The sequence below is a fragment of the Marinobacter sp. CA1 genome, assembly GCF_020546665.1.
GTDB classification, from domain to species: Bacteria; Pseudomonadota; Gammaproteobacteria; order Pseudomonadales; family Oleiphilaceae; genus Marinobacter; species Marinobacter xestospongiae.
Genome location: NZ_CP071785.1, coordinates 4,584,281 through 4,605,769, shown reverse-complemented (window position 1 = coordinate 4,605,769; position 21,489 = coordinate 4,584,281). Strand labels below are relative to the sequence as shown.

Annotated in this window: 26 protein-coding genes and 3 pseudogenes; 2 read left to right on the top strand and 27 right to left on the bottom strand. The window is 52.8% G+C overall.

Annotated features, from left to right (window positions below; genetic code table 11):
- Positions 1-7 precede the first annotated feature (7 nt).
- The 11 genes from J2887_RS21055 to J2887_RS21005 form a co-directional block, all read right to left on the bottom strand.
- Positions 8-598, bottom strand: a complete 591-nt coding sequence (locus tag J2887_RS21055; RefSeq protein ID WP_227173079.1) for a hypothetical protein — start codon at positions 596-598, stop codon at positions 8-10.
- An 87-nt stretch (positions 599-685) separates the two neighbouring features.
- A complete protein-coding gene (locus J2887_RS21050) occupies positions 686-2,386 on the bottom strand; it encodes a sensor domain-containing diguanylate cyclase (protein ID WP_227173078.1) in 1,701 nt (566 codons plus the stop codon).
- Positions 2,387-2,535: 149 nt separating this feature from the next.
- A complete protein-coding gene (locus tag J2887_RS21045; protein WP_227173077.1) occupies positions 2,536-3,750 on the bottom strand; it encodes a winged helix-turn-helix domain-containing protein in 1,215 nt (404 codons plus the stop codon).
- A gap of 55 nt (positions 3,751-3,805) precedes the next feature.
- Entirely contained in the window at positions 3,806-4,066 is a 261-nt protein-coding gene (locus tag J2887_RS21040; RefSeq protein WP_227173076.1) for a hypothetical protein, read from the bottom strand.
- Positions 4,067-4,135: 69 nt separating this feature from the next.
- Positions 4,136-4,840, bottom strand: coding sequence for an alpha/beta fold hydrolase (locus J2887_RS21035; protein WP_227173075.1), 705 nt, complete (start codon positions 4,838-4,840; stop codon positions 4,136-4,138).
- Positions 4,841-4,887: 47 nt separating this feature from the next.
- Positions 4,888-5,115, bottom strand: coding sequence for a hypothetical protein (locus J2887_RS21030; protein WP_227173074.1), 228 nt, complete (start codon positions 5,113-5,115; stop codon positions 4,888-4,890).
- A 191-nt stretch (positions 5,116-5,306) separates the two neighbouring features.
- Positions 5,307-5,693: a hypothetical protein gene (locus tag J2887_RS21025; protein ID WP_227173073.1), complete on the bottom strand. Its 387-nt coding sequence runs from the start codon at positions 5,691-5,693 to the stop codon at positions 5,307-5,309.
- Between the two features lie 122 nt (positions 5,694-5,815).
- On the bottom strand, positions 5,816-6,268 hold the full coding sequence (locus J2887_RS21020) for a hypothetical protein (RefSeq protein WP_227173072.1): 453 nt from the start codon (positions 6,266-6,268) through the stop codon (positions 5,816-5,818).
- A 129-nt stretch (positions 6,269-6,397) separates the two neighbouring features.
- Complete coding sequence (locus J2887_RS21015) at positions 6,398-6,679, bottom strand: type II toxin-antitoxin system RelE/ParE family toxin (protein WP_227173071.1); 282 nt, start codon at positions 6,677-6,679, stop codon at positions 6,398-6,400.
- Positions 6,676-6,948 carry a CopG family ribbon-helix-helix protein gene (locus tag J2887_RS21010; RefSeq protein ID WP_227173070.1) on the bottom strand — a complete coding sequence of 91 codons (273 nt, stop codon included), beginning with the start codon at positions 6,946-6,948 and terminating at the stop codon, positions 6,676-6,678. Before J2887_RS21010 ends, J2887_RS21015 begins: the two co-directional genes overlap by 4 nt.
- A gap of 160 nt (positions 6,949-7,108) precedes the next feature.
- The gene (locus J2887_RS21005) at positions 7,109-7,333 is read right to left on the bottom strand and encodes a hypothetical protein (protein ID WP_227173069.1); all 225 of its coding nucleotides are present in this window, start codon (positions 7,331-7,333) and stop codon (positions 7,109-7,111) included.
- Positions 7,334-7,430: 97 nt separating this feature from the next.
- Between J2887_RS21005 and J2887_RS21000 the strand changes: the two are divergent.
- Positions 7,431-7,619: pseudogene (locus J2887_RS21000) on the top strand (transposase); the annotation flags it as partial.
- Between the two features lie 269 nt (positions 7,620-7,888).
- Here the strand turns inward: J2887_RS21000 and J2887_RS20995 are convergent.
- From J2887_RS20995 to J2887_RS20970, 6 genes are all read right to left on the bottom strand, one after another.
- Entirely contained in the window at positions 7,889-8,152 is a 264-nt protein-coding gene (locus J2887_RS20995) for a Txe/YoeB family addiction module toxin (protein ID WP_227173068.1), read from the bottom strand.
- A complete protein-coding gene (locus J2887_RS20990) occupies positions 8,149-8,391 on the bottom strand; it encodes a type II toxin-antitoxin system Phd/YefM family antitoxin (protein ID WP_075878843.1) in 243 nt (80 codons plus the stop codon). The genes J2887_RS20995 and J2887_RS20990 overlap by 4 nt, the downstream gene beginning before the upstream one ends.
- A gap of 149 nt (positions 8,392-8,540) precedes the next feature.
- Positions 8,541-8,843, bottom strand: coding sequence for a type II toxin-antitoxin system RelE/ParE family toxin (locus J2887_RS20985; protein WP_227173067.1), 303 nt, complete (start codon positions 8,841-8,843; stop codon positions 8,541-8,543).
- Positions 8,831-9,088, bottom strand: coding sequence for a type II toxin-antitoxin system Phd/YefM family antitoxin (locus tag J2887_RS20980; protein ID WP_227173066.1), 258 nt, complete (start codon positions 9,086-9,088; stop codon positions 8,831-8,833). Before J2887_RS20980 ends, J2887_RS20985 begins: the two co-directional genes overlap by 13 nt.
- A 336-nt stretch (positions 9,089-9,424) precedes the next feature.
- On the bottom strand, positions 9,425-9,901 hold the full coding sequence (locus J2887_RS20975; RefSeq protein ID WP_227173065.1) for a hypothetical protein: 477 nt from the start codon (positions 9,899-9,901) through the stop codon (positions 9,425-9,427).
- A gap of 70 nt (positions 9,902-9,971) precedes the next feature.
- Positions 9,972-10,331, bottom strand: a complete 360-nt coding sequence (locus tag J2887_RS20970) for a hypothetical protein (protein WP_227173064.1) — start codon at positions 10,329-10,331, stop codon at positions 9,972-9,974.
- Positions 10,332-10,604: 273 nt separating this feature from the next.
- Between J2887_RS20970 and J2887_RS20965 the strand changes: the two genes are divergently transcribed.
- Positions 10,605-11,558, top strand: coding sequence for an IS110 family transposase (locus J2887_RS20965; protein WP_227173063.1), 954 nt, complete (start codon positions 10,605-10,607; stop codon positions 11,556-11,558).
- 456 nt (positions 11,559-12,014) lie between these two features.
- Here the strand turns inward: J2887_RS20965 and J2887_RS20960 are convergent.
- The 10 genes and pseudogenes from J2887_RS20960 to J2887_RS20915 form a co-directional block, all read right to left on the bottom strand.
- Positions 12,015-12,551 (bottom strand): annotated as a pseudogene (locus J2887_RS20960) (transposase); the annotation flags it as partial.
- Between the two features lie 6 nt (positions 12,552-12,557).
- Positions 12,558-13,496, bottom strand: a complete 939-nt coding sequence (locus J2887_RS20955) for an IS30 family transposase (RefSeq protein WP_227173062.1) — start codon at positions 13,494-13,496, stop codon at positions 12,558-12,560.
- Positions 13,497-13,651: 155 nt separating this feature from the next.
- Positions 13,652-14,689 (bottom strand): annotated as a pseudogene (locus J2887_RS20950) (transposase); the annotation flags it as partial.
- A 546-nt stretch (positions 14,690-15,235) separates the two neighbouring features.
- Entirely contained in the window at positions 15,236-15,607 is a 372-nt protein-coding gene (locus tag J2887_RS20945) for a molecular chaperone DnaJ (protein WP_228752827.1), read from the bottom strand.
- Between the two features lie 114 nt (positions 15,608-15,721).
- Positions 15,722-16,141, bottom strand: coding sequence for a hypothetical protein (locus tag J2887_RS20940; protein WP_227173061.1), 420 nt, complete (start codon positions 16,139-16,141; stop codon positions 15,722-15,724).
- 185 nt (positions 16,142-16,326) lie between these two features.
- The gene (locus tag J2887_RS20935) at positions 16,327-17,355 is read right to left on the bottom strand and encodes an IS630 family transposase (protein WP_227172648.1); all 1,029 of its coding nucleotides are present in this window, start codon (positions 17,353-17,355) and stop codon (positions 16,327-16,329) included.
- Between the two features lie 484 nt (positions 17,356-17,839).
- Positions 17,840-18,256, bottom strand: a complete 417-nt coding sequence (locus tag J2887_RS20930; RefSeq protein ID WP_227173060.1) for a hypothetical protein — start codon at positions 18,254-18,256, stop codon at positions 17,840-17,842.
- An 80-nt stretch (positions 18,257-18,336) separates the two neighbouring features.
- Positions 18,337-18,807, bottom strand: coding sequence for an SMI1/KNR4 family protein (locus tag J2887_RS20925; protein ID WP_227173059.1), 471 nt, complete (start codon positions 18,805-18,807; stop codon positions 18,337-18,339).
- Positions 18,808-18,885: 78 nt separating this feature from the next.
- The gene (locus J2887_RS20920) at positions 18,886-20,295 is read right to left on the bottom strand and encodes a KAP family P-loop NTPase fold protein (RefSeq protein WP_227173058.1); all 1,410 of its coding nucleotides are present in this window, start codon (positions 20,293-20,295) and stop codon (positions 18,886-18,888) included.
- A gap of 74 nt (positions 20,296-20,369) precedes the next feature.
- On the bottom strand, positions 20,370-21,383 hold the full coding sequence (locus tag J2887_RS20915) for a hypothetical protein (protein WP_227173057.1): 1,014 nt from the start codon (positions 21,381-21,383) through the stop codon (positions 20,370-20,372).
- Between the last annotated feature and the right edge of the window lie 106 nt (positions 21,384-21,489).

Genomic DNA, 21,489 nt, shown 5'->3' with positions numbered 1-21,489 from the left:
TGAAGGATCACTGACAGCCTTCGCAGGCAAAGTAGCGATCGTGCAGTTCCTGAACCTGGGCGAAGTAACGATCCAACAGCGGTTGGCGTTCTGCCCTGAGGTAGTTCTCCAGGGCACGGTCAAAGCCCTGATAGGCCCGGTTCTGGTCGCCCGGCTCCGGCTTATGGCGGGAGATCCGGCGCATCGCCGGCAGATATCGACGGTTGAAGGCCGGATCACTCAAAAACGCCGCCAGCGACTGCTCTGCAACGGCATCGTAATCCACATTGCAGTAAGCATGTCGGGTTTTGGCCGCAAGCTCCACCAGCTCATCGAACAGCGGATCATCCGCCGGAATCGTGTAGTGCTGGTCAGGAAATTCCTGCCGCTGGGCCGCCGGATTGAGCATCAGGGTGTAGCGGTCGCAGACCCGATAGAGGCCGGGGTTCATGCTGCCATTGCCCCGAAAGGTGTCAGCAAAACGCTCAATCACCGTGTAGTCCGATGAACTCAGCGACGCGATGTCCTGGGGCATCGGGTTGGTGCCGTATTCCTGCGCCTGAACGGCAGTGATGGCAAGGCCGGCCAGTAATGCAGCCAGCGCACGGGTTGGTGTCATGGTGTGTTACATCCTGTCCCTGGTGGATGGTCTCCGACAGCTCCTCTGTCGGGATGGTGGCGGCCTTCGCGGGGCCACCCTTGCGGTTCAGGCCGGTGCCGGCAGATCGACACAGACCCGGTTACGACCGCTGCGCTTGGCTCTGTAGAGTGCCCGGTCGGCGCGTTTGATGGCCGCCTCAGTGCTCTCCTGGCCAACCGCGACTTCGGCAATACCAATGCTGATGGTGAAGCGCAGGCTGGTGCTGGCGTCTATCGCCACCGCCAACGACTCGGTCGCGGCCCGAATCCGTTCCGAGCAGATTTCCGCCTCCGCACGGTCGGCGTTGGGCAGCAGCATCACAAACTCCTCGCCGCCGAAGCGCGCCACCAGATCGTTGGAACGGCTGAACTGGCGCAGCACCTGGGCCAGACGCACGATGACCTGGTCGCCCACATGGTGACCGTGGCTGTCGTTCACCTGCTTGAAGTGGTCGATGTCCAGCACCAGCACCGACAGCGGCTCCGCCCGGGACTTCGCCAGCTCCAGCAGGAAGTCGGCTTCGGAGTGAAAATACCGGCGATTGTAGAGCCGGGTCAATGGATCGGTGGCCGCCTGCTTCTTGAGTTCGTCCTGGGATGCGCGGATGTCCTCCAGCACCTTGATCCGGTAGGAAATAATGAACGCCAGGGTCAGCGCTTCCAGCACGATGCCAATACCAACGCCATGGCTGCTCCAGTAGCTGGGTGCAATCAGGCCCTTGTAAAACAGCACCGCAATACCGTTGAACACCACGAAGAAGGTGTGCCCCACCAGAAAGAATTTCACCAGCGGGTTGCCCTTGCGGTACAGCGAAATGCTCACCGAAAACGTCACCACCATCATCAGGGCCGCCAGGCTGCTGGCCGGTTTCAGCGCGCCGGAAATATCGAACACGCTGTACGCCAGCGTTGCCACCAACAGCACCAGCAACGCCTGCAGACAGCGGTGTTCGGTGGGATAGAGTCGCCGGGTGTCGAAGATCGACATCATGAACAACAGCAGGAAAATCGGCATGGTGATCAGCGACATGTTGAGCTGGAACACCGTTGCGCCATAGGCATTGAACAGACTGGCAACCAGCCCGTAGGACAGGGCAATCCACACCAGCCCGGAAATCAGGTAGAGCGAGTAGTAGATGTTCTCTTTCTTGCTGGTGGCGAAGTACAACAGGCAGTTGTAGAACACCAGCGCCAGCATCATCCCCACCATCAGGGCAATGTCGTGCTTGCTGCCCATCAGCACCCGCCGGGAATGGTCCTGATCGAGAATCTCCAGGGCAAACCACTGGTGGGAGTAGGAATGGCTGCGGACATAGAGCGTGGTGGACGCCCCCGCCGGCACCGTCAGCGAGTACACCACCACGCCGCGATACATCAGCGGGCTGTCGGCGGCCTCATCCAGGGCCAGGTGCTCGTCGCGCACCAGGCGCCCTCCCTGCTCCTCATAAAGCGCCACTTCCTGAACATGGTAGGCATGGGGCAGGTGCACACTGACCGTGCGGGGCTGAGGGCCGGGGTTATCGAGAATCACCCGATACCAGGTTACCCGGGCGTTGGTGCCCAGGGTGGTTCGGTTGCCGGTTTCGGTGAACGTCTGGTTGCGGACCTGCGGATAGGACAGGGCCTTGCTCTGGTCGACGAAGTAGCCAATAGCGAAGTCGGTCAGCTCAATGTCGCCATCGCCCAGCACTACCCGCGGCTCCGCCTGGGCACCAAAGGCCAGCAGCCACAGGCCTGCCAGCAGGATCAGGGTCCGGTATCGGTCCATCAATCGTATCCACAGTCCAATTGTTTCGGGCCCGTCCGATTCGGCCCTGACTGCACGTTATACCGTAATTGACGACAGAGCGTCTAACCGTTCGCCAGAGGCTATCTGGTGCTACAACCCCCGAAAACAATTACGCGCCCAGCCTGGCATCACCGCAAGGATTCCAGCGCAAGGTTCAGAGGTTGGGCCAGCCGGTGCGGATAAACCGCCGTCAACGACACCGACTCACAGCCCTGGAACCGGCAGAAGTTGCCGATCGCATCGGCAAAGGCCGATACAACCGCGTCGTCGCCAAAGCGATGCGGCTCAAAGTGCAGCGACTTGATTTCCAGCTGCCGGCGCTTGCGATGGGCCTTACAATCCATGCGGCCAATAAATTCGTCGCGGTACAGCAGCGGCAGGCAAAAGTAGCCGTACTGGCGCTTGGCTTCCGGCACGTAGCACTCGATCTGGTAGTCGTACTGGAACAGGGCCCGGAGGCGGTCGCGCTGGATAACGCTGTTGTCGAACGGCGACAGGATGCGCAGGCGGTTGCCCAGCCGCGGCAGGGGTTGATCGAGCGCCCCCGCGGCCAGCAGAAACACCTCACCCCCGTTCACCCGGACCGGTTCCAACATCCCCTGCGCCAGCCTGTCATCCACCAACGCTTTAACGGCCTGACGCAGATCGGCGTTGCGGCGCAGGTAGGTCAGCCCCTTGAGCGACACCAGGCCATGGCAGCGCAACTGCTGCTCAAGCAGGTGGCTGGCAAACTCGTCGGTGGTGGGCGCGCGGGTATCGACGCCTGCGGGTAACACCCGCTCGGTCAGATCGTAGCTTTTCTGGAAGCCCTCGCGGTCACTGACCATCAGCTCGCCTTCCATGTACAGCTGCTCCAGCGCCTTCTTGGCAGGTTTCCAGTCCCACCAGCCGGCCTGCTTGCGGGCACCGGCTTCGAGATCCCGGGACCGCAGCGGCCCTTCGGCACGAATGCGGGCCAGCAACTCCGCCATCAGCGCTCGGTCCGGCTTCCGGAACCAGTGCGTCTGGCCGCTTCTGATGGCGTGCTTGTAGGGTAATGAGAAACGAAAATCGTCGATGGGCAGAAAGGCCGCGGCGTGAGACCAGTACTCAAAGATGTCCCGGTCCCGAAGCATCCGGTCGACCATGGCCGGCTCGAAGCCGGGTACCCGGGTGTGAAGGACGTGATGATGGGCGCGCTCCACCACCGAGATGGTATCAATCTGGACATAGCCAACGTGGCCAATGGCCCGCCGCGCGCCCGCCAAACCACGGCCAAACGGTTGCGCCTGCAGCAGGCCCTGAGCGTTCAGGGCAAGACGACGCAGTCGCGCCAGATCCTTCGGCCGTTGCAGTTCGATCATAGCGTTCTCGCCAGCGGATTTGGCCAGGGCAGAGTGTCAGCCAGCAGCAACCGTATCATCTGCGCTTGCTACGCAGGTAGACAAGATAGACGGACCTTCCCAGCTTCCCCATAGGGCTTTTGTTGGAGATTCCATAGCCGACCAGTGCAGAGCCAACAAACAGAAATACGCCAATGCCCAAGACGTAGAGAAAACCATAGTTCTCGTATGAGCGGCCACCGGCCTCGAAGCCGCCCAACAGACCGACCAGGAGACTCGCAACGGCCAATACCAGCAAACACACTCCCATTCGAAGTGGACGCTTTCTACGAATCATGGTTTTCCTTATAGCCAATTCCGGCACTGCGTTTGAAATTGATTGAGCTTTCTCCCCAACGCCTGACGTCTAGTGTCCCGTGCAGTCAGGGGGTGGAAAGCCCTGGCGTACAAACTGCAAAATGATCTGTGCGCAGGCATCAGGCTGGCCTTGCGCGATGAAATGACCGCCTTCCAGGGGGATTACCCTGAGCGCGGGAAATACCCGGGCGACCGTATCGACAGCGGCCTGGCTGACCAGGTAATCACGGGTTGGGCGAATGTAGACCGCAGGCGTCGAAAGACGCTCACTGGGTTCCCTGAGCACGGCCATGTTGCTCAACCGCTGTTTGAGAACCGCCGGGGCAACATTCTGCACCGCCAGCCGAACTGACGCCATCGACGACGCCGTGCCGAGACCACCAAATCCAACGCCATTGAGCAACCGATCCGGCAACCAGTCGAGTCGCAGTGACGCCGCCGGTAACCGCCGCGCCAGCCGAACCACCCCACACGGTCGGGAGACAAAGCTTGCCAGAAACACCACCCCGGCCACCCGACGCCCCAGTTCCCGACACAGTGCGTAGGCAATGGGGCCCGAATAGGATTCCGCCACGATCACCACCGGGACCGCCGACAACTGGCCACGAAGTTGCGCCACCTGTTCCCGGTAACCGTCAGCCGACAGGTGGTTGAGAGACACCACCGTCGGCGCCAGATCACCCGACAACGCCCTCAGCAACGGCTCGAAGAGCTGGCCGGTGCCATCCATGCCCGGCAGCAGCAGAACCTTCATGACGATGGAGGCCTCCGGCGATGCACAGCCGTCACCACATCCTGGCGTTATCCGGCATTACCCGGCGGATTATCCGGGGTAGCAGGGGGCAGCAACGTCAGCACGGCCAGGTACACCCAGCCACCAATCATGCTGATCATCCCCAGGACAAACGCCACCAGCGCGCACATGCCAACGGAGCGCTTCTGCTTCCGGGCAACCAGAGCGGCCAAAACCGCCGGCACCAGCGTTACGAAGCCGAGAATAAAAGGGACCATAGCCAGGTTGATGTTCATGAGCGAATACAATCCTTGTTGCGATGGGCGGATGAAGGAGCCTCGGATTAACTCCGGATCGCCTCTGCGCGATCTGAGGGATGTAGCTGCACGCAGCCAATGGTCTGGGCCGCACCCGGATAGCCCTTGGCAAGGGCGGCAAAGCCGCACCTTGAGTGTGAACCGATCTGAAGGCCAGAGGTGATCCGGAGTTAATCAGAGGCTCCCGAGTGCTCTTTAGCCCATACTCCATCGATATTGATTATCTTACACGGATACTCTTCTTCGTATCTTCTATTGTTTCTTTGGCACCCAATTAGAGCGTTATCTATTGCGTAACCTATTGAGGTTCTATTCGACTTCCAGGACCAGGCACCACTCTCTGATTGAGCAAACGCCTTATGCTCGGTTGCATGAAGGTATTCCTCCCTGTAAGACTTCAGGGCCGGATTCGTCATGATTGAGGCTTCTCCGGCCGCGTTTTGTTCGATAACAGGCTCAATAACTGCGTCTTTATCGGTTACTGCAGGAACAGTTTGTCCTTGAGACGCACATCCAACCAGCAAAAGTATCGATGCTATAAAGATTCCTGATTTCAATGTCAATTCCTCCATCAAAGCCGACGCCAAGTCAGGCAAGTTGCGAATGTAGCAGACTAAAACTTTTGACTCGAACGTAGAGCGAATAAAAATCCGGCCAAATTTAATCCCAGTGAATATTTTTATTTATCAATAACTTCCAATGCATATTCGTTATTGGCTGTTTGACCGGCACAGTGGGTACCATAAGTCCTCGCTCCAACAGCGATCGGGAAATTTCCCGTTTCTGATGGAACACCTTCGATAGCAGCCGTAGATTCACCTGATCTATTATCTAAAAAGATAAACTCAAGACCCACCGGAAGTTGACCAGCAGACAAATAAAAATCTCCAATTGGCGCTTGCTTCCCCGAAGCTGAAATATCCACGCGGTAAGGTTGGCCCACGATTGCCACTGGCAATGTTTCAGGGTGGATCTCCAGGTCCGAAGAAAAACCGCAAGAAGCCATCAGGACAACGCCATAAATCACTTCGCACCCACTAATAGCGGATGCCAACAAAACTGAACACGTTACTCTTAAAAAGCTTCTGAATTTGCAGTTCAATAAGTTTCTTAATGTTGCATTGCAACTCATCGAGTGAATCTTCCCTGAGTGATGGCGAGGCCACAGAAAAGCTCATAAGACAGTTAACCCTGCGCTCTACGACAATTTTGGAGCTGCGTAACGCTGGACAATTTCCGACAACAGCGGCTGGTTAAATTGCTACCGTTCACCTTCCATTTCATGCCATACCCGAAGAATGATAATGGCACTCCCATGTACTGAATAACGGACAACGTAATTGCCAAAAACCATATCGCGGATGGAATCGGGAAGCGGCGCCATTTCAACCGGTGTGCCCATCTTTGGAAAGTCTGGTAGCAATTCGATCTTGGTCACCAGCTCGGCCGCTATCCTGGAGGCCGCAGAGGGATTGTGGACTGCTATAAATTCCCTAAGGCGCTTCAAGTCTTCAATGGCTTCGTCCGTGTAAACCAGTTTCAATTACCTGACCTCGGCGCATCCTGCTCGTTTTCGGTTCCCCAGCTATTGAGCCAGCTATGGACGTCGTTAGCATCGACTACCTTTCCTTGTGCCGCCGACTCCATTGCATCAAGCGTTTGCTGCCAACGCGCCTGCTCACGCTGTTGTTTTTCGATGTACTCCGAAAGCGCCTGGTTAATCACCCAGCCTTTGCTCCGGTGGAGCCTGCCGGCGATTGCTTCCAGGTGCTCTTCAACTTCTGCCTGAAGACGAACGGTGGTAACGCTCATGACTGTACCTCCAATGCGGGTTAATACATTGTAGTACAGTATAGTGTGCGAGGGTCAGCAAACACCAGCCAAGGCTTTCGGCCTCTAAACGAGCGGCACCCAACAGATTGAAACCCCGGCACGCGGCATCCGGTCGCAATGATGTATGACGTTTGACAGCCTATTCATTGACTTCATCAACAAATATCTGTTCCTCGACTGCATCAGCAATGGCGCGATCCAATCGTGCGAGCAAATCCTCGAATGGCTCTTCAGGCTGACGAACTAACATCGCAAGGCACTGCCCTTCATCAGATGCGGTCGCCGCACAACGAACCGGCCCAGCTCTGCCAACGGTAATTTCACCCGAGCCATCAATGAGCATTTCAATGTTTTCAAGTTTCATATGACGAAGCCTGACTTCAAGTGAACATCACGTCCGGATGAAAGTGCTCAGATTTCAAGACCTTACCCAAGAAACCAACACCAACAGCCGCTTCCAAATGGTACCTGAAAAACTGACTTTCTCGCCACTCGCACGCCGCCAGATTGAAGCCGATTTCTCTGGTGGCCACATCACCTCCGATGCCGGATTACTGCTGTTCCGTGAAGTCGACCGACAACATCGGCTGACTCTTCGTCTGGCTTCGGTGCTACAAGACCCGCGAAGCCGAGCACTATTTCCAGAGAAGCCAAACTTCTCGTACAATCCTTGAGCATCGCGGGTTTGCAACACCATCATACGCTCGACGGTTTCTTGAGGACGGCGGCCACCCCAAATAGGTTGCCGCAAGCAAGCGGTGGACGATACCCAGTTGCACCTTGGAATCGTCAGTGATTAGGTAATCGCCCTTGCGCCACTCCATTGATGGCTACACCCTGATTTATAGCGGAGCTTTGCGACAATTTTGGAGCCGCGAAGCGGTGGGAAGATTGTCCGGCAACAGCGGCTGGTTATGCATTATTCGTAGTGGCTCCAGAGCCTGAGAACTTTCACCACTTGCTCGTCCTCTAGCACTTGGTAGACCAGACGATGCTGAATATTAATGCGGCGCGAATAGGCCCCCGCCAGATCACCAATGAGCTTCTCAAGCGGAGGCGGCTTGCGGTATGGATCTTCCGCTATCAGCGCTAACAGCTCCTGGGCTTTTGGTTTGAGACCGCTGGAGGCAAGCTTTTTTGCATCTTTCTGGGCTTGCCTGGTGTAAACCAACTTCCATGTCACCAGTCCAGCTCCTCATCACATTCATCCACGGGGGTATCCATCCCCTCACGAATAGACTCCCGCATACCAGGTACGGAGAGCAGGTAGAGTGTTTCCTGAATTGCGGACCAGTCCTCCTCAGAAACCAGAACGGCTTTGTTCCGCTTACCCATAATGACGATTGGTTGGTGGGACTCGGCGGTCTCGTCAATCAACCGATAAAGGTTGCTGCGCGCCTCAGTCGCTGTGATTCCTGCCATGACGCACCTCTTGTGAGTTCAATTTTTAACCAAGTGTACGCCTTTAGGTACGTACGTCAAGACGAGCGTCCGTATGACGCCGAAGCGCTCCAGGCCGGTAGCTTTGGCGTAACAAAGCGGAGACAAAGGCATCCGAGTGACGCGCCTGGTTAGCTGCTTCCAAGCATGTACGCACGAAGCTGCCGCTCCTCTCGCATGACATAGAGGATGAGAACCCGCCTCTCGTCCTCACGATAGAAAATACGACACGGCTGAACCACGACCTCTCTGTATACCGAATTGGGGAGTTCGGGAGGAATCCGCCCGGATTGAGGAAAGTTTTCCAAACGCTCGGTCTTATCGAAAACCTGTTGGACCAGATCGCGTGCGGCAGCAGGATTGTCTAGAGCAATATACTCAGCGATGGCATCCAGTTCTTGAAGGGCGGGCTCTGTCCAGATTACTTCAGCCATTTACTCATTTTCTCCCTGGCCTCACTTTGGCTGTACATTCTTCCCTCTAGTACAGCTCGCTCTCCCCGTGAGAGCCCCTCAAGCAGCTCAAGTCGGCGCTGCATGAACTCGTAATCCTGCACATCAACAAGATAAGCGGATGGCTGGCCATGTTCAGTGATCAGTACCGGCTCTTTGGTCAGATGCAGGTCTGCCAGGATTTTTGTAGCTTGACGCTTCAGGTTTGTAACAAGCTCAACTTTCATGGGCTCACCCTGATCCAAATTGATAGTGACACTATAGTATCACTATGCGGGTGAGGCAATCACAGCTAGACGCTCGCTCCTAGACGGAGGACCGGCTTCACGACGGAAAAGTAAGGTGGTGAGAACCCACGGGTATCAGCATGAAAACCGTCGACGATTACTGGCCTCAGCGTCTGTCCTGACCCGCCCTTTAACTGCGGGAATGTAGCTCTGAAAAACGGGCCTGGACTGGTGTTTGCCTCTTGACGTGGGGAGTCACTTCAACGCTTGCAGCATGCGCGCCCATGAAATGGAGCCGAAGGCGCAATGTAATGGGCGTCGCCGCGCCTGCATTTGTTATAGCTCTTGCCGCAATACAACGGCGCCTTCGTCTTTAGGTGGCGTTGGCGGCTGGCGACGACACCTTGATAAGTGTGACGTAACATATTGCTTCCCTGTATCTGCTATTAGTATAACCGTACACCGAAATGGTTGACCATAAACATTTAATCCCACCAAATCAGAATCATCGCCTGGACTTACATTGAACTCAAATTTAACCACCACTTCTTTAACGGCCGATTCTGGGAGTTTATTTTTTAAAAGCTGCTCACATAGAATTTTTTTGTAGATAGAAGAAAAACGTTCTGAAAACTCTATATTTGGCGTAGACGTTCCAGCCAACAGCTCAAAACTACACCCACCAACACCTTTATAATGGGTCAAGTTATATAAATATCCCACACCCAAAAAGCTAGAAATATCATTATTTCTACCAGTTACTTTTCCAAGAATCCCACCTGCAATCCCTTTCAGTAACTTTCGAGTCGGCACGATATTTCCTTTGAGCTATAACGCCTTGGGTAAGCCGCCGGTACAGAGCGCAGCGTAGTACCGGTCGGCTTTACCCACTGGTTAAATTGCCGACCACCGTAGCTGCCGCGGCATATATAAAGAATGCAGCCACTACAATAGCCCCATACTTTCGCATGTGAACAATTTTCTGTGGCATTCGCTTAACCCCTGGAGGTTGCAGGAATGCCCTTAGTAGAAAAAAATAGGCAATGCATAGATAAAATAGTCCTGCGAAAATACCACCGCCCATCGTGAAGAAAAAATACTCAGGCTTTTCCTCTGATCTCGCGTAATAGAGCTCGTAGACTTCAAACCCCGCACAGAGCCAGAACAGAACGATCAACGCCTTTGTCAGCAACTTCGCTGGACGTTCAATCAGTTTGAGACGATCAAAGCTAATACTCAACATTCCATGTCCGACTAGAAATTTAACGCTGCCAGCAGGCGCGCCGCATTTTGGCGTCGCCCTGCCTGGCCTTGTATGGATAATTTCTTCCGTGTTTGGGTAAATTGAGGCCCACCCCCAGTGGCCGCTGGGGGCCTTCATGCAGCAGCTCGATGCCTGACCGGCTCCTCCTTCGAGAGACCGATAACAAGTGTGTAGCGCTGCATGACTCTCAAGCGATAACTCGAACAGTCATCGGGGCCTCGAGCCCGTATAGCAAGGCAGAGTCAGCTTATTATGAACAACACGGAAATCCAAACCCCAGTCAATGTCGGCGTCGATGTCCGTAAAGCCAATCTGGACATTGCTCTTCATCCCTCCGGGCAGTTCTATACCATCCCAAATACCGAAGCCCACATTCGTCGCTTCGTCCGAATCCTCAAAAACTACGAGATCGAACGCATCGTTGTCGAAGCGTCCGGTCGACATGAACATGCCCTGGTTCAGGCCTGTGACAAAGCCGGTTTGCCGATCATTATCGTCAATCCCATCAGTGTCCGACGCTACGCCCAAGCCATTGGCGTACTCGCCAAAACCGACCGGATTGATGCCCAGGTCATCGCGCAGTATGCCGCCACACTGAAACCTGAGTTCAAACCTATTCCAGACAAAACCTCCCAGAAGATTAAGGACTTACTGGCCCGACGTTCTCAGCTTCTGGAAATGTCCACCATGGAGAAAAACCGCCTCCAGATCCTGCCGAAATCCCTTCACCGGTCGATCAAAAGTATGCTCCGGATGCTCCAGAGTCAGATTGAAACCGTCACCCGACAGATTGAGCAGGAGGTGGCCAAGGTGGATCAGTGGCGCAGCAAAATGGAGATCATGACCAGCGTGCCAGGCGTCGGAAAAGTGCTCGCCTACACCTTCCTGAGTGAACTCCCGGAACTCGGTTCGCTGAACCGCAAGGAGATCGCAGCGCTTGTTGGCGTAGCACCCATCAACCGAGACAGTGGCAAGCTCAACGGCAAACGAAGGATACGAGGTGGGCGCCACAGAGTCCGCACTGTCATGTTCATGGCCATGCTCTCATCCATCCAGTGCAATCCGGTCTTCAAACGCTTTTATGAACGCCTGAAAGCCCAGGGGAAGATCCCAAAAGTCGCTCTCATCACCTGCATGAGAAAGATGATTGTGATGCTCAATACCATGATCAAAAACCAGGAATCATGGCGGGGTGAAATGGCTTAATTTATGGAATTGACACCACAGTCACTTGTTATGTGGCAGCTTCAGTTTCAACACTAGCAATCCTTTATCTAGAAGCGGCCAAACCTATAATTTCACCGGCGGCCCAGCCAACCACAATACCTGCAGCAATACCTTCTTCGGAGAACCCGAAAAGAAAGCTCAGCAAACCACCAGCCAAACAGCCAACTCCGCCACCAATTAGAAAAGCCTTTTTATGCACAAACCCTTCCCGCTACTTACCTACATGGCCTAAAACACTAATCCACATAACGAGGCTGTAGAAAAACTCGTTTCCGAGTCCTCCCTACCACCTGATCCCCAATTTTTCTGTCGCCAGCATCAGCTTGGCCGATGACTCGCAGCCCGTGTTTGTCTAGCCATTCAGCAACATCAGCGCCTTCAGGGACGCTATGATTGGCTTCCTGTAGCCCTTTTTGAGGGGCCTTCGCCCTCACATCATGCCGCCAAGTGCCCATAGTTCGCCAATTTCTCAATGTTGTGCACCAGGCAATACAGCTGCCACTGGCCCTGCACCTTCTTCTTGCCCCGCAGGCTGAAGCGGTTCAATCGTTTCGTGCTGCCGATGTTGCCGAACACCGGTTCCACCACCGACATTCGGTGGCTGTAGATCGCTTTGCCCTCCGGGCTGTCCACCCGATGCCTCATCCAGTCGGTGTAGTTGGGCTGGCGTTTGTTTTCGATGGTGAACGAAACCTGCCTTCCCGAGCCTTTGCGGTGATCGGCGGACGTCGGGTTCTGCATACATCGGTGCTTCTTGGGGCAGTGCCGGCATTGCAGCAAACGGCCTTCGAAATGAACCCGGGTCTTGCCGTTCTCGGCTTCCTTCTGGCTCCGGTAGGTCAGAGATTCACCCGCCGGGCAGATGCACGTCAGATTCACCGGATCGAACTGGAATTCACTGGCCGGGATGATGTTTTTCCAGCCGGTATTCGTCTGGCTCTGGTGGCGTTTGCCGTATTTGGCTTTCTGGTCCTGAAGTCAAACAATAAGTGCAGCACCACTCGTTGGTAGTGCCCCGGAATATTCTCCCCAGAACACCTCCGCCGGTGTGCGGTACCCCAGCCGTTTTCTGGGGCGATTATTGATCTCATCGATCACCCGATTAAGGGCTCGCTGACTGACCGCTGAGAAGTCGGTTCCCTTCGGATAATACTGCCGTATCAAGCCGTTGGTATTCTCATTGGTCCCACGCTGTCCTGAGCAATAGGGATCACAGAAGTACGTCGCCATGCTCAAGGCTTTGGCCATTCTCTGGTGGTCTGCGAACTCACTGCCATTGTCCAGCGTCAGGGTGCTGACGGCGCCGCGAATCGGCGTCATCAAGCGGATGATCGCATTCGTCGTCAGGTCGGCTGTGACACGCGCCAACCGGCCTGCCAGCAAGTATCCGCTACGACGTTCCACGAGCGTTACGATGCCTGACTGCTTGTGGCCGTGCAGAACCGTGTCTCCTTCCCAGTGGCCCACTTCCAGACGCTGGTCTATCTCGGCAGGTCGATGCTCTATACCCGTTCGATTCGGGATCTTGCCCAGTCCCGCATGCTTGGCCAGATCTCGTTGAGCGCGGCGCCTCCTGGAGTGCCGGCCGTAGGTCCAGAGCTTGCCGCCGTTGGCGCGGTCCCGGAGGATCAGGTCGTAGATCCACTGGCGGCTGACTCGGAACGACCCCAGGCGCGCCATCAGGCCTGCGATCTGATCCGGACTCCAGCGCTTTCGGATCAGTCGGCTGACCCAGTCAATCAATGACGAAGCCCGCTTGTGGGCTTTATTGGCCTGCCGTCGCCGCTGGTCACTGCGCTGCTGTGCCAAGGCAGCCTGGTAACCCCCTGCGGTCGCGTTGCGGCGTAGCTCCCGACAGACGGTTGCTGCAAAGCCCTGGAATCGTGGCAATCTGGCGTTGGCTCTTGCCTGCCACACGCAGGGCAGAAATCTGGTATCATTGTTCCTGGGTCAGTTGTCGGTATCCCATCACTGCTTCACTTTGGTCGGTAAAGCGAATGAGGGTACCGGCAGCGACCCTCCTTCCTCTACCTCGTTATCTCAAAGTGCTGCAGTTATTGTCTGACATCAGGGTTCTGGAACTTCGGGTCGCGGCTACGGAATTTGTTGTCCGGGATATAGCCGTTGATCTGTCGATTGTGCAGGTACTTCATGTTGGCTTCGTTGGCGAAGCCGGTGTCGGCGGTGATGATGGTGTTTTGTTGGTAGATGCTGTCGGCAATGCCCAGCTTGCGGTAGCGGGCTTCGACACTCTCCAGAACCGGTTGCAGGGTGTGGTGTTCCTGGCCTTCCCCAAAAGCCTGGGCGTCGATGATGACCTGGTGCTTCCTGTCCACCGTGGCCACGCCGTTGTAGCCCTGGATCGTGCCCTTGCTGGTGGTCATCTTGGCACTGTCGTTATCGGTAATGTTGCTCTTCACTTCCTTGCTCCGCTTCCCCCGGCCCATCCTTGGGCGGTTCGTCTTTAGGAAGCGGTCCACTTTCTTCGCGGCCTCATCCAGGGACAGGATGGTCTTGGCTCGTCGGATGTCCCGGTCCAGTTCAGCTTCAGTCTCTGCCTCGTCCCGCTCGTAATGGACCTTGAGGTGATGGCGAACCAGGCGTCTCAACTTGGTGCGCTTCTCGTCCAGTTCCTTGAAGGTGCCCGACCATTCCTTGGCCGCATCGGACGACATCTTGCACCCGTCGATGGCGAAGAGTTCGTTACCCAGCAGACCCTGCTCGTGGCACACCAGCAGCACCTGCTCGAACAGTTCTTCAATCTCATCCGCATGACTGCTGACGAACTTCGCCAGCGTGGTGAAGTGGGGCACCGTGTCGCAGGACAGGGCCTTGAAGATGATGTTGGTCTCGCAGCACCACTGCATCTCGCGGCTGGAGGTGATGCCCTTGGAGTAGGCGAACAGGATGATCTTCAGCAGGATGGCCGGATCGTAGGCCAGCCGGCCGGTATCGTCGTTACGGTACTTGGGGTGGAACACCGACAGGTCCAGCTTGTGCTCAATCAGGTAATGCACCGCGTGTTCAAAGGTGCCAGGTTGAAGCTGGTCCTGGTAGTTGATCACGACCATCGAATCCTGGTCGTAGTTGTAGTGCCTGAATCGGGGCATGGGACGGGTCCTTGTCGGTCTGCGATGACTCGATGCTACCAGAGCACGAGGGGCGATTCCGGGACTTTTTCTACAGCCTCAACGCTGATGGTAACCGGCGCCGGAGCGCAGCGGAGGGAACCAAAAGCTACTAGCTTTTGGTGTCCGGTTGACCGACTGGTTAGTGGCCGGTCACCACCAAGGTCTCCCCTGGCACCCAACGCTGAATGCCCTCTCCCGAACAGCTTGCACCAACCCAACGGATGCCGAAAGGAACCAGAGCGCAGACGGTGCCAGCCCGATTACCGTTTAAAACGAACGGCCCCGCGACTGAGGCACGCCGTGAATAACCATGCTGCGGGTTATGTGGGCACCCAACCCCGACAGCCACTTTTCCGGCCTTGGCCATCACCCACGTATGCGACTTTGCAGCCAAATCCGATGCCAAGGCCTTTGCACTAACCCAACCAAAATGAAGAAGGCCAGGACCAATAACGCCCGCAGCATGCGCGGCTTTGGAATGGAGGCGAAGCCGCAATGGAAAAGGCGTCGCCGTGCCTGCGTTTGTTATGACTTGTTCTGGCGTGATGAAAAGTAAAACCCCACCACAGACCCGATGATGGCACTACCGAATGCCAGAAGCTCTGAAAAATATTGGCTCTTGAGCAATGCAGCGCCCGAAATCATTACCAGCAAAAAAAAGGTTAAAAATATAGCTAGCATCGGCGCAATGCGTTTATTCATCCGCTCCGTCAGTGGCTCTGCTTGCCCAATACCACCACACGAACCACACATCAGGCCACGCTGGCCGCGCTGCTGCCAAAAAGGAAGATCATGCTTTTTAGCACAAGCCAGACATGAAGCTTTGTCCTCGCCATTTGTGCAGGTGCCAGTACCCGAGCAATGCTTGCATTCGTATAGGGTGGATACCACTTCCAAAATCGACTACTCCTTAGTCATAACGCCGGCCACAGCGGCTGGAAAAAGTGGCACGTAATTGCGCTAGCAATTTGAGTGACACTTTTGACAGTCCGTTGCTGGCCCTTGTTAGCACTAATCTTCATCTTCAACCCATATACTCATCGATGAATCTTTACCCACACATAGAACACCACCATCAAATGTAGAATTAGTAAAACGCTTTGAGCTGAAGGAGCTTGTTTGGTGATACTTTTGCCATTCTGCATTAGTATAAAAAGTAGATTCTCTTGGTGCTTGGGAATAGATCAAATACTCAGAATACTTTATAGCATCATTCTTTGACATGATTTCAACGCTGTAAGCAAGATCACGCCAAAGTAGAGTCTCGACAATCTCACGAGCAACTTCGATAGTCACCTCAATAAGATTCTCTTCATTTGGAAAGAGACCAAATCCACTCAATATTTGATTAGTGGAGTAATTCCAATTGGTTGCAAAGTTTATTCTAAGCTCACCACAACCTCTTTTCTCTATAATTTCTACGATGTTCATAATCTTTCAAGAGTGCTAACGCATGGCTCTGCGGCCCAAAATAGTTGGCGACTTTGACGCTGCGAAGCGTGCGGAGAAGGTGCCAACTGTTTTGGGTCCGTAGCAGCCACTTGTTAGGCAGCCGGTACTGAGCCAGTAGTAATTTTATGTTGATAGTTACTAATCCAAAACAAAGTAAGCGAACATCACGCCGAGATATAAGCCAGCTCCGGATGCCCGAAAAATGACTTCAAGAGCTTTGGTAATTTCTGCAATCGCCGTAGTTGCCGATAAACGATAGCTCGGAGCTGCTCCTTGTTGTTGATGACTTTCTTGCCCACATGGTGATACTTGATGTAGCCCCAGACAGACTCGTCCGGGTTCAGTTCGGGGGAGTAAGGCGGCAAGAAAAACAACCTGAGCCTGCCATCAAGATTGTCCACGTACTCTCTGACCTTGCGGGCATGATGGACTGGGTGGTTGTCCAAAATCAGGAACACGGGTTTGTCAGCATCCCGAACCAAAGCTTTGAGAAAACCGATAAACACCTCGGCATTCATGGTGCCCTGCAGCGTTTTAAAGCGCAGCTCTCCACGAGGCGAAATGGCAGAAATCAGGTTTAGACTGAAGCGGCTTCCAGTCCCTCGTATGAGGGGAGTTTCGCCCGCAGGGGCCCAGGTTGTGCCACTGTGATAATCAGAGCGAATGGTGGCCTCATCTCCGAAGAAGATGGTGGCTCCTGCCTTCTTGGCCTCTTTTTGAATCTCTGGATAGGTTTCTTTCTTCCATTGTTCCACTGCTTTCGGGTTTTGCTGGTAGGCCCTATGCAGCGGTTTCTGAGGTGTCAAACCGAGGTTCCGGAGTAGGCGCCCAACAGACACATCGCTCAGGCGTACATTGAACTCCCGGCGGATCAGTTCACGCACGCGAGCCCGGGTCCACAACGCAAACTCGAACTTCAGTTGATCCGGCGTGAATGAGGTGATCCAAGTGTAGAGTTCACGAATCTGGTCTCCGGTCAGCTTCTTCGGTCGGCCTGAAATCTGCTTCGCCTTGAGGGCGTCAAAGCCACCTTCGCGATAGGCCGCCAGCCACTCATAGATCCGCGCCCGGCTCATGCCAAGAGCCTTGATGACCACTTCAGGACTCTCTCCATCCATCACACGTTGAACGGCGCGAATGCGGAGGGCTTCCAATGTCTTGTGGTCGAGTTTACGACCGTCGTCATGGCGCATGAGGGGAGATATCCGATAAGCTTGGCGAATAGGGACTGCATTATAAATGATGTTCGCTTACTTTCGTACTCATTAGTAATATACCCTAAAATGACCAAACAGATAATTTGAATTTCATTATTTATTGAGTCGTTTGACCAATTAACTACACAATTTTCTGCTTGATAGTTAGGAACAAAGTTTAATTTAACATTGCTCTGCTTTGCTTTATTAACCGAAAACTCTTCAACTAATGAATCAGTTTTATACAAACGAATTTTTCGCCAAATAAACATACCGGACGATTTCATTACGTATTGTTCTCCGTTTAAGGTAGTAAACGAAAAACTATATGAACCAAACGAAGGGAGAAAGCTGCCCTCACAAAATAGCTCACCATCTTTTTTGATAGTGAAATTTTCTTCTGTTACTTGAAGCTGATATTTATTCATATTTGCCTAACGCCAGCCATCATGCGCTCGTCGCATGCATGGCATTGTTAGGCTTACCGCCCATCGTTTTTTGACCTAAAGTAGAAATCTTTTACACGCGATAGTGGCATACCATTAAAGACCATCAATAATGGTGTGGCATAGACCAGCACAGGAAACACAATCACCATTAGCTGATGCAAATGCGCTTTTTCATGTCCAGAACTCACCGCCATAACCCCTAACCCATACCCTATAACTGCCCCAAAGACAGCACAAATATGCAGCAACATTTGAGAGGGGCCCACCCACCGAGGCAGCGCCACCACCAGAACATCTCTTAGAACAACTAAGGCTAGCGGTATTCCAACAAAGAAAAATAGGACAAACCAAACCGTAAGCCATGCCTCACCCTCTGTTTCGGAAATTGCGAAACAAAGAAAAGCGACAAATAGTATCGTTAAAAAAACCTTTGCCAAAGATTTCATCATCAGCCTAACGCCCGCAGCATGCGCGGCTTTGGAATGGAGGCGAAGCCGCAATGGAAAAGGCGTCGCCGTGCCTGCGATTGTTATAACTTTTCATACCCATCGACTAAATCTTCAAGCCATTCAGAAAAGGACGAATATTGCACTCCAGTAGAAACCGCATATTTATCAAAGTAATAAACCTTCCCTGTAGAAATGCTCACACAGGTGTAGTTTCCCCCGCCATTTTCGGTAAAAGGCAGCCAATCAGATTGCCAGTTATCGGGTGAAACATCTCCAGCATCGACATATTCATTAAGCATTTCCATCGTTTCGAACGCATCAGCGACCGATAGAAACATCTCACTGGCTCTCGGATGGAAGTCTCCTAAGTATCGCTGTGACTGCCCATCATGCCATTCCCACAACGAAACCAGACCAGCGGGTGCCTTTTCAAATAAGGAGCCCAACGTATCTGCAACGTAGTCATGAGAAGCTCCGGGACACAGCGAGGCATGCAACTCGGGTCGTTTTTCCAGTATCAACCGATCAAGAGCCTCTATCTGCTGTCTCATACTCTCCTCGCGTTATAACGCTGCGCTCTGCGGCAAATTTGGAGCGCAGCGGAAAATTTGTCCGACAGCAGCGCTTTGTTAGCCTTCAACATCGAAAAATTCGAACCTACTAAGCCAATCGATACGGTCTTTGAGTCGGTTTAGGTTTACACCATGGCCCACACCTGCTGGCCTGTTTACAACATTCACAACTGTCTCAGAGTATTGTCTTTCTTTGTAATCCAGTTCGTCATTCTGAAGTATTTCTTTGTGTCTCAAAATTGTCGGCGATTCGGCTTTTTGAAATCGATCGTTCTTGGCGGCTATTAAAAAACCTTCGACTAACGCGCATTCAAAACTCTCATCTCTATTCCGTTCTGGCACGATGTCATAAAGGTAATTGATTAGCTCTGACTCATCTCCCTCGCCTGAGACATATCGCTGATATGCGTCTGACTTGAAATGCTTTGAAATAAGCAAGAAAACCAACAATGCGGGGAAGATATACTCGTTTTCTTTAGCGGCCCTAATTGCAATATTGATACTTGCAAGGAATTGTTCGATTTCTCTCAATGAGAGCCGAAGGTTAGTTGCTAGCATTGAAAATACATTTTTTAGATGGTCTTCGTCGTGCCGGAGTTCTCCATATTTTTTCCTTGGCTGAAAAAATTTGTCTATCTGTAGTGCAGAAAACAGAGAGTCAATATAGCTAGCCTTGTCGGGCTGTTTCAGCTGATACTCAAAATCGATGAATCGGCGAAGGTACCCAACCGAATCGATTCCGTTTCCATAGACGGCTTCAATCGAATGACCTAGCTGCTCTTTATCGAGAGCTAACACAAAGATCAAACCTTCTGTGTTGAAGAGATGCTTGATTCTCTCCAGCAACTCAATTGCGTAATTTGGCCTACATCGATCCAGTTCATCGACAAATATGACGAGCGGCTTACCATCGGCTGACTTCTCAATAAAGTTAGTCAATGCGGCATGAAACTCGTATATTGCTTGTTTTTGCTGTAGGTAGTTGTCGAGTGCATCACCAGCCAATGACCCGGCTGCTTTCATCATCTCATCTTCTATTAATTTATCAGCATCAACTATTCCGGCAGTGCCAATTCGCACCAATGCGGGAATTCCTCGTTTTGCAATTTGTTTTCCGGCAGCTTTGGTTTTCTCCCACGCCTCGTTTGCTTTTTCATTGGCACCAATGAGAGTCTTTAGGCCCTCATTCATTTCACCTAAGAAAGAGACCAATGGATCATCCGAAAAATCGGTCTCCCAAGCATTGAAGTATAGAGAGGGAGAATTATCTTCCTTAAGGTGCTGCTCCCACAGTCGGATAAAAGTTGTCTTTCCCGTCCCCCATCGTGAATCAATTGCTATCACGGCCGGGGAGTTTACGTTTGATACTAGCAAGGACAGATTAACAATTTCTTCCTTTCTACCCAAAAGATCATATTTGAAAGGATCGCTTGGCTCAATTTGTATTGGGTTTAGCTTTAACTTCAAATCATTCATCCCTTTGTGAGGCTAACGCTTTGGGTAAGCTGCCGGTGCAGAGCGCAGCGTAGTACCGGTCGGCTTCACCCACTGGTTACGTGTAAGTTCTCCGCAGTCTGGAGCCTGTCGTACCAATCCCAAAGCTCTTCAAAATGCGCCGTTCTAGGTAGCGAATTATTTTCAATAAATTGAGCTTTGAGAAATTGGTTTATATAGGCCTCTCCTGTTCTACGAGGATGGTTTGCGATCCAGGAGCTATAGAAATCCTTCTCGACTCGGTAATGATGCGTGTGAATGAATGGCGACCAAGTCTCGCGAAGGTCATCCTCATCGCGAATATCGATGATCTCAATCTCTTCCATGTTTCTACTATCCACACTACCCCATGCCTTTTTCAGCAGATCGATTGCACTTGCATCAGAGACTGGAGCTCCATACCCGAAAATACTGACCATGAACGTATGCTTTAGAAGCTCATCCAGTGTTGACCACTGCTTGGAAATAAAGTCATCTAAGTGATAATTCTTTTCTGAGACTGGATAGAGAAGTTTTGTGGGGGTTAACAAGTCATGACACTCATGGCATTGATTGCCATTAATCCCCATCATATGACCTTTTGGGCAATCCCCCACTTCAACGTTTCCATGAAGGAACAAAACCCGTGGCATTTTAAACCGCTGCCCGTTTCTACGGATCGCTTGAACCAAAAATGGGTCCCAGTTGAATGTTGCTATAAAATCTTTATCTCGCAGGGACAAAACGAGGTGGTCATAGATAGTAGGAGTGTCAGGAAGCTCCATTTCCCGAAAATATTCATAAACAGCCTCTTCGAGTTCCTCTCTCAGCTCTTTCAATTCAGGATATTTGTGGATTTTTGAGTAAATATCCTCGAAATTATTTGATGTGAAAGATAGCCCTGAACGCGATACCACATCTTCAATACCTAGCGTTTCGACTAAGTTGTTCATTAAGGGTAGCTTTCGCCCGTGTCGATCACCGTCTGGAAAGGCCGCGAAACTAGCTCCAGCACCTAGAATGACAACGTACGGCTTACCCATCTCTATTTGTTTTACTTCTTCTTCGGCGGAAACTTCCATATCTTCACCCTTACACGTAACAGCAATTAGATAGCGCGCTTCGATATTGCACAAACTTGACTGCGTCATTATTACGCAATTTCATAGCAGCAGCGCCCCACCAAGT

What these genes read in the sequence shown, in the direction of transcription:
- J2887_RS21055 (WP_227173079.1), bottom strand. Translation starts at nt 598, where the DNA reads ATGACACCAACCCGTGCGCTGGCTGCATTACTGGCCGGCCTTGCCATC.
- J2887_RS21050 (WP_227173078.1), bottom strand. Translation starts at nt 2,386, where the DNA reads ATGGACCGATACCGGACCCTGATCCTGCTGGCAGGCCTGTGGCTGCTG.
- J2887_RS21045 (WP_227173077.1), bottom strand. Translation starts at nt 3,750, where the DNA reads ATGATCGAACTGCAACGGCCGAAGGATCTGGCGCGACTGCGTCGTCTT.
- J2887_RS21040 (WP_227173076.1), bottom strand. Translation starts at nt 4,066, where the DNA reads ATGATTCGTAGAAAGCGTCCACTTCGAATGGGAGTGTGTTTGCTGGTA.
- J2887_RS21035 (WP_227173075.1), bottom strand. Translation starts at nt 4,840, where the DNA reads ATGAAGGTTCTGCTGCTGCCGGGCATGGATGGCACCGGCCAGCTCTTC.
- J2887_RS21030 (WP_227173074.1), bottom strand. Translation starts at nt 5,115, where the DNA reads ATGAACATCAACCTGGCTATGGTCCCTTTTATTCTCGGCTTCGTAACG.
- J2887_RS21020 (WP_227173072.1), bottom strand. Translation starts at nt 6,268, where the DNA reads ATGAGTTGCAATGCAACATTAAGAAACTTATTGAACTGCAAATTCAGA.
- J2887_RS21010 (WP_227173070.1), bottom strand. Translation starts at nt 6,948, where the DNA reads ATGAGCGTTACCACCGTTCGTCTTCAGGCAGAAGTTGAAGAGCACCTG.
- J2887_RS21005 (WP_227173069.1), bottom strand. Translation starts at nt 7,333, where the DNA reads ATGAAACTTGAAAACATTGAAATGCTCATTGATGGCTCGGGTGAAATT.
- J2887_RS20990 (WP_075878843.1), bottom strand. Translation starts at nt 8,391, where the DNA reads ATGGCAGGAATCACAGCGACTGAGGCGCGCAGCAACCTTTATCGGTTG.
- J2887_RS20985 (WP_227173067.1), bottom strand. Translation starts at nt 8,843, where the DNA reads ATGGCTGAAGTAATCTGGACAGAGCCCGCCCTTCAAGAACTGGATGCC.
- J2887_RS20980 (WP_227173066.1), bottom strand. Translation starts at nt 9,088, where the DNA reads ATGAAAGTTGAGCTTGTTACAAACCTGAAGCGTCAAGCTACAAAAATC.
- J2887_RS20970 (WP_227173064.1), bottom strand. Translation starts at nt 10,331, where the DNA reads ATGTTGAGTATTAGCTTTGATCGTCTCAAACTGATTGAACGTCCAGCG.
- J2887_RS20965 (WP_227173063.1), top strand. Translation starts at nt 10,605, where the DNA reads ATGAACAACACGGAAATCCAAACCCCAGTCAATGTCGGCGTCGATGTC.
- J2887_RS20940 (WP_227173061.1), bottom strand. Translation starts at nt 16,141, where the DNA reads ATGAACATCGTAGAAATTATAGAGAAAAGAGGTTGTGGTGAGCTTAGA.
- J2887_RS20935 (WP_227172648.1), bottom strand. Translation starts at nt 17,355, where the DNA reads ATGCGCCATGACGACGGTCGTAAACTCGACCACAAGACATTGGAAGCC.
- J2887_RS20930 (WP_227173060.1), bottom strand. Translation starts at nt 18,256, where the DNA reads ATGATGAAATCTTTGGCAAAGGTTTTTTTAACGATACTATTTGTCGCT.
- J2887_RS20925 (WP_227173059.1), bottom strand. Translation starts at nt 18,807, where the DNA reads ATGAGACAGCAGATAGAGGCTCTTGATCGGTTGATACTGGAAAAACGA.
- J2887_RS20915 (WP_227173057.1), bottom strand. Translation starts at nt 21,383, where the DNA reads ATGGAAGTTTCCGCCGAAGAAGAAGTAAAACAAATAGAGATGGGTAAG.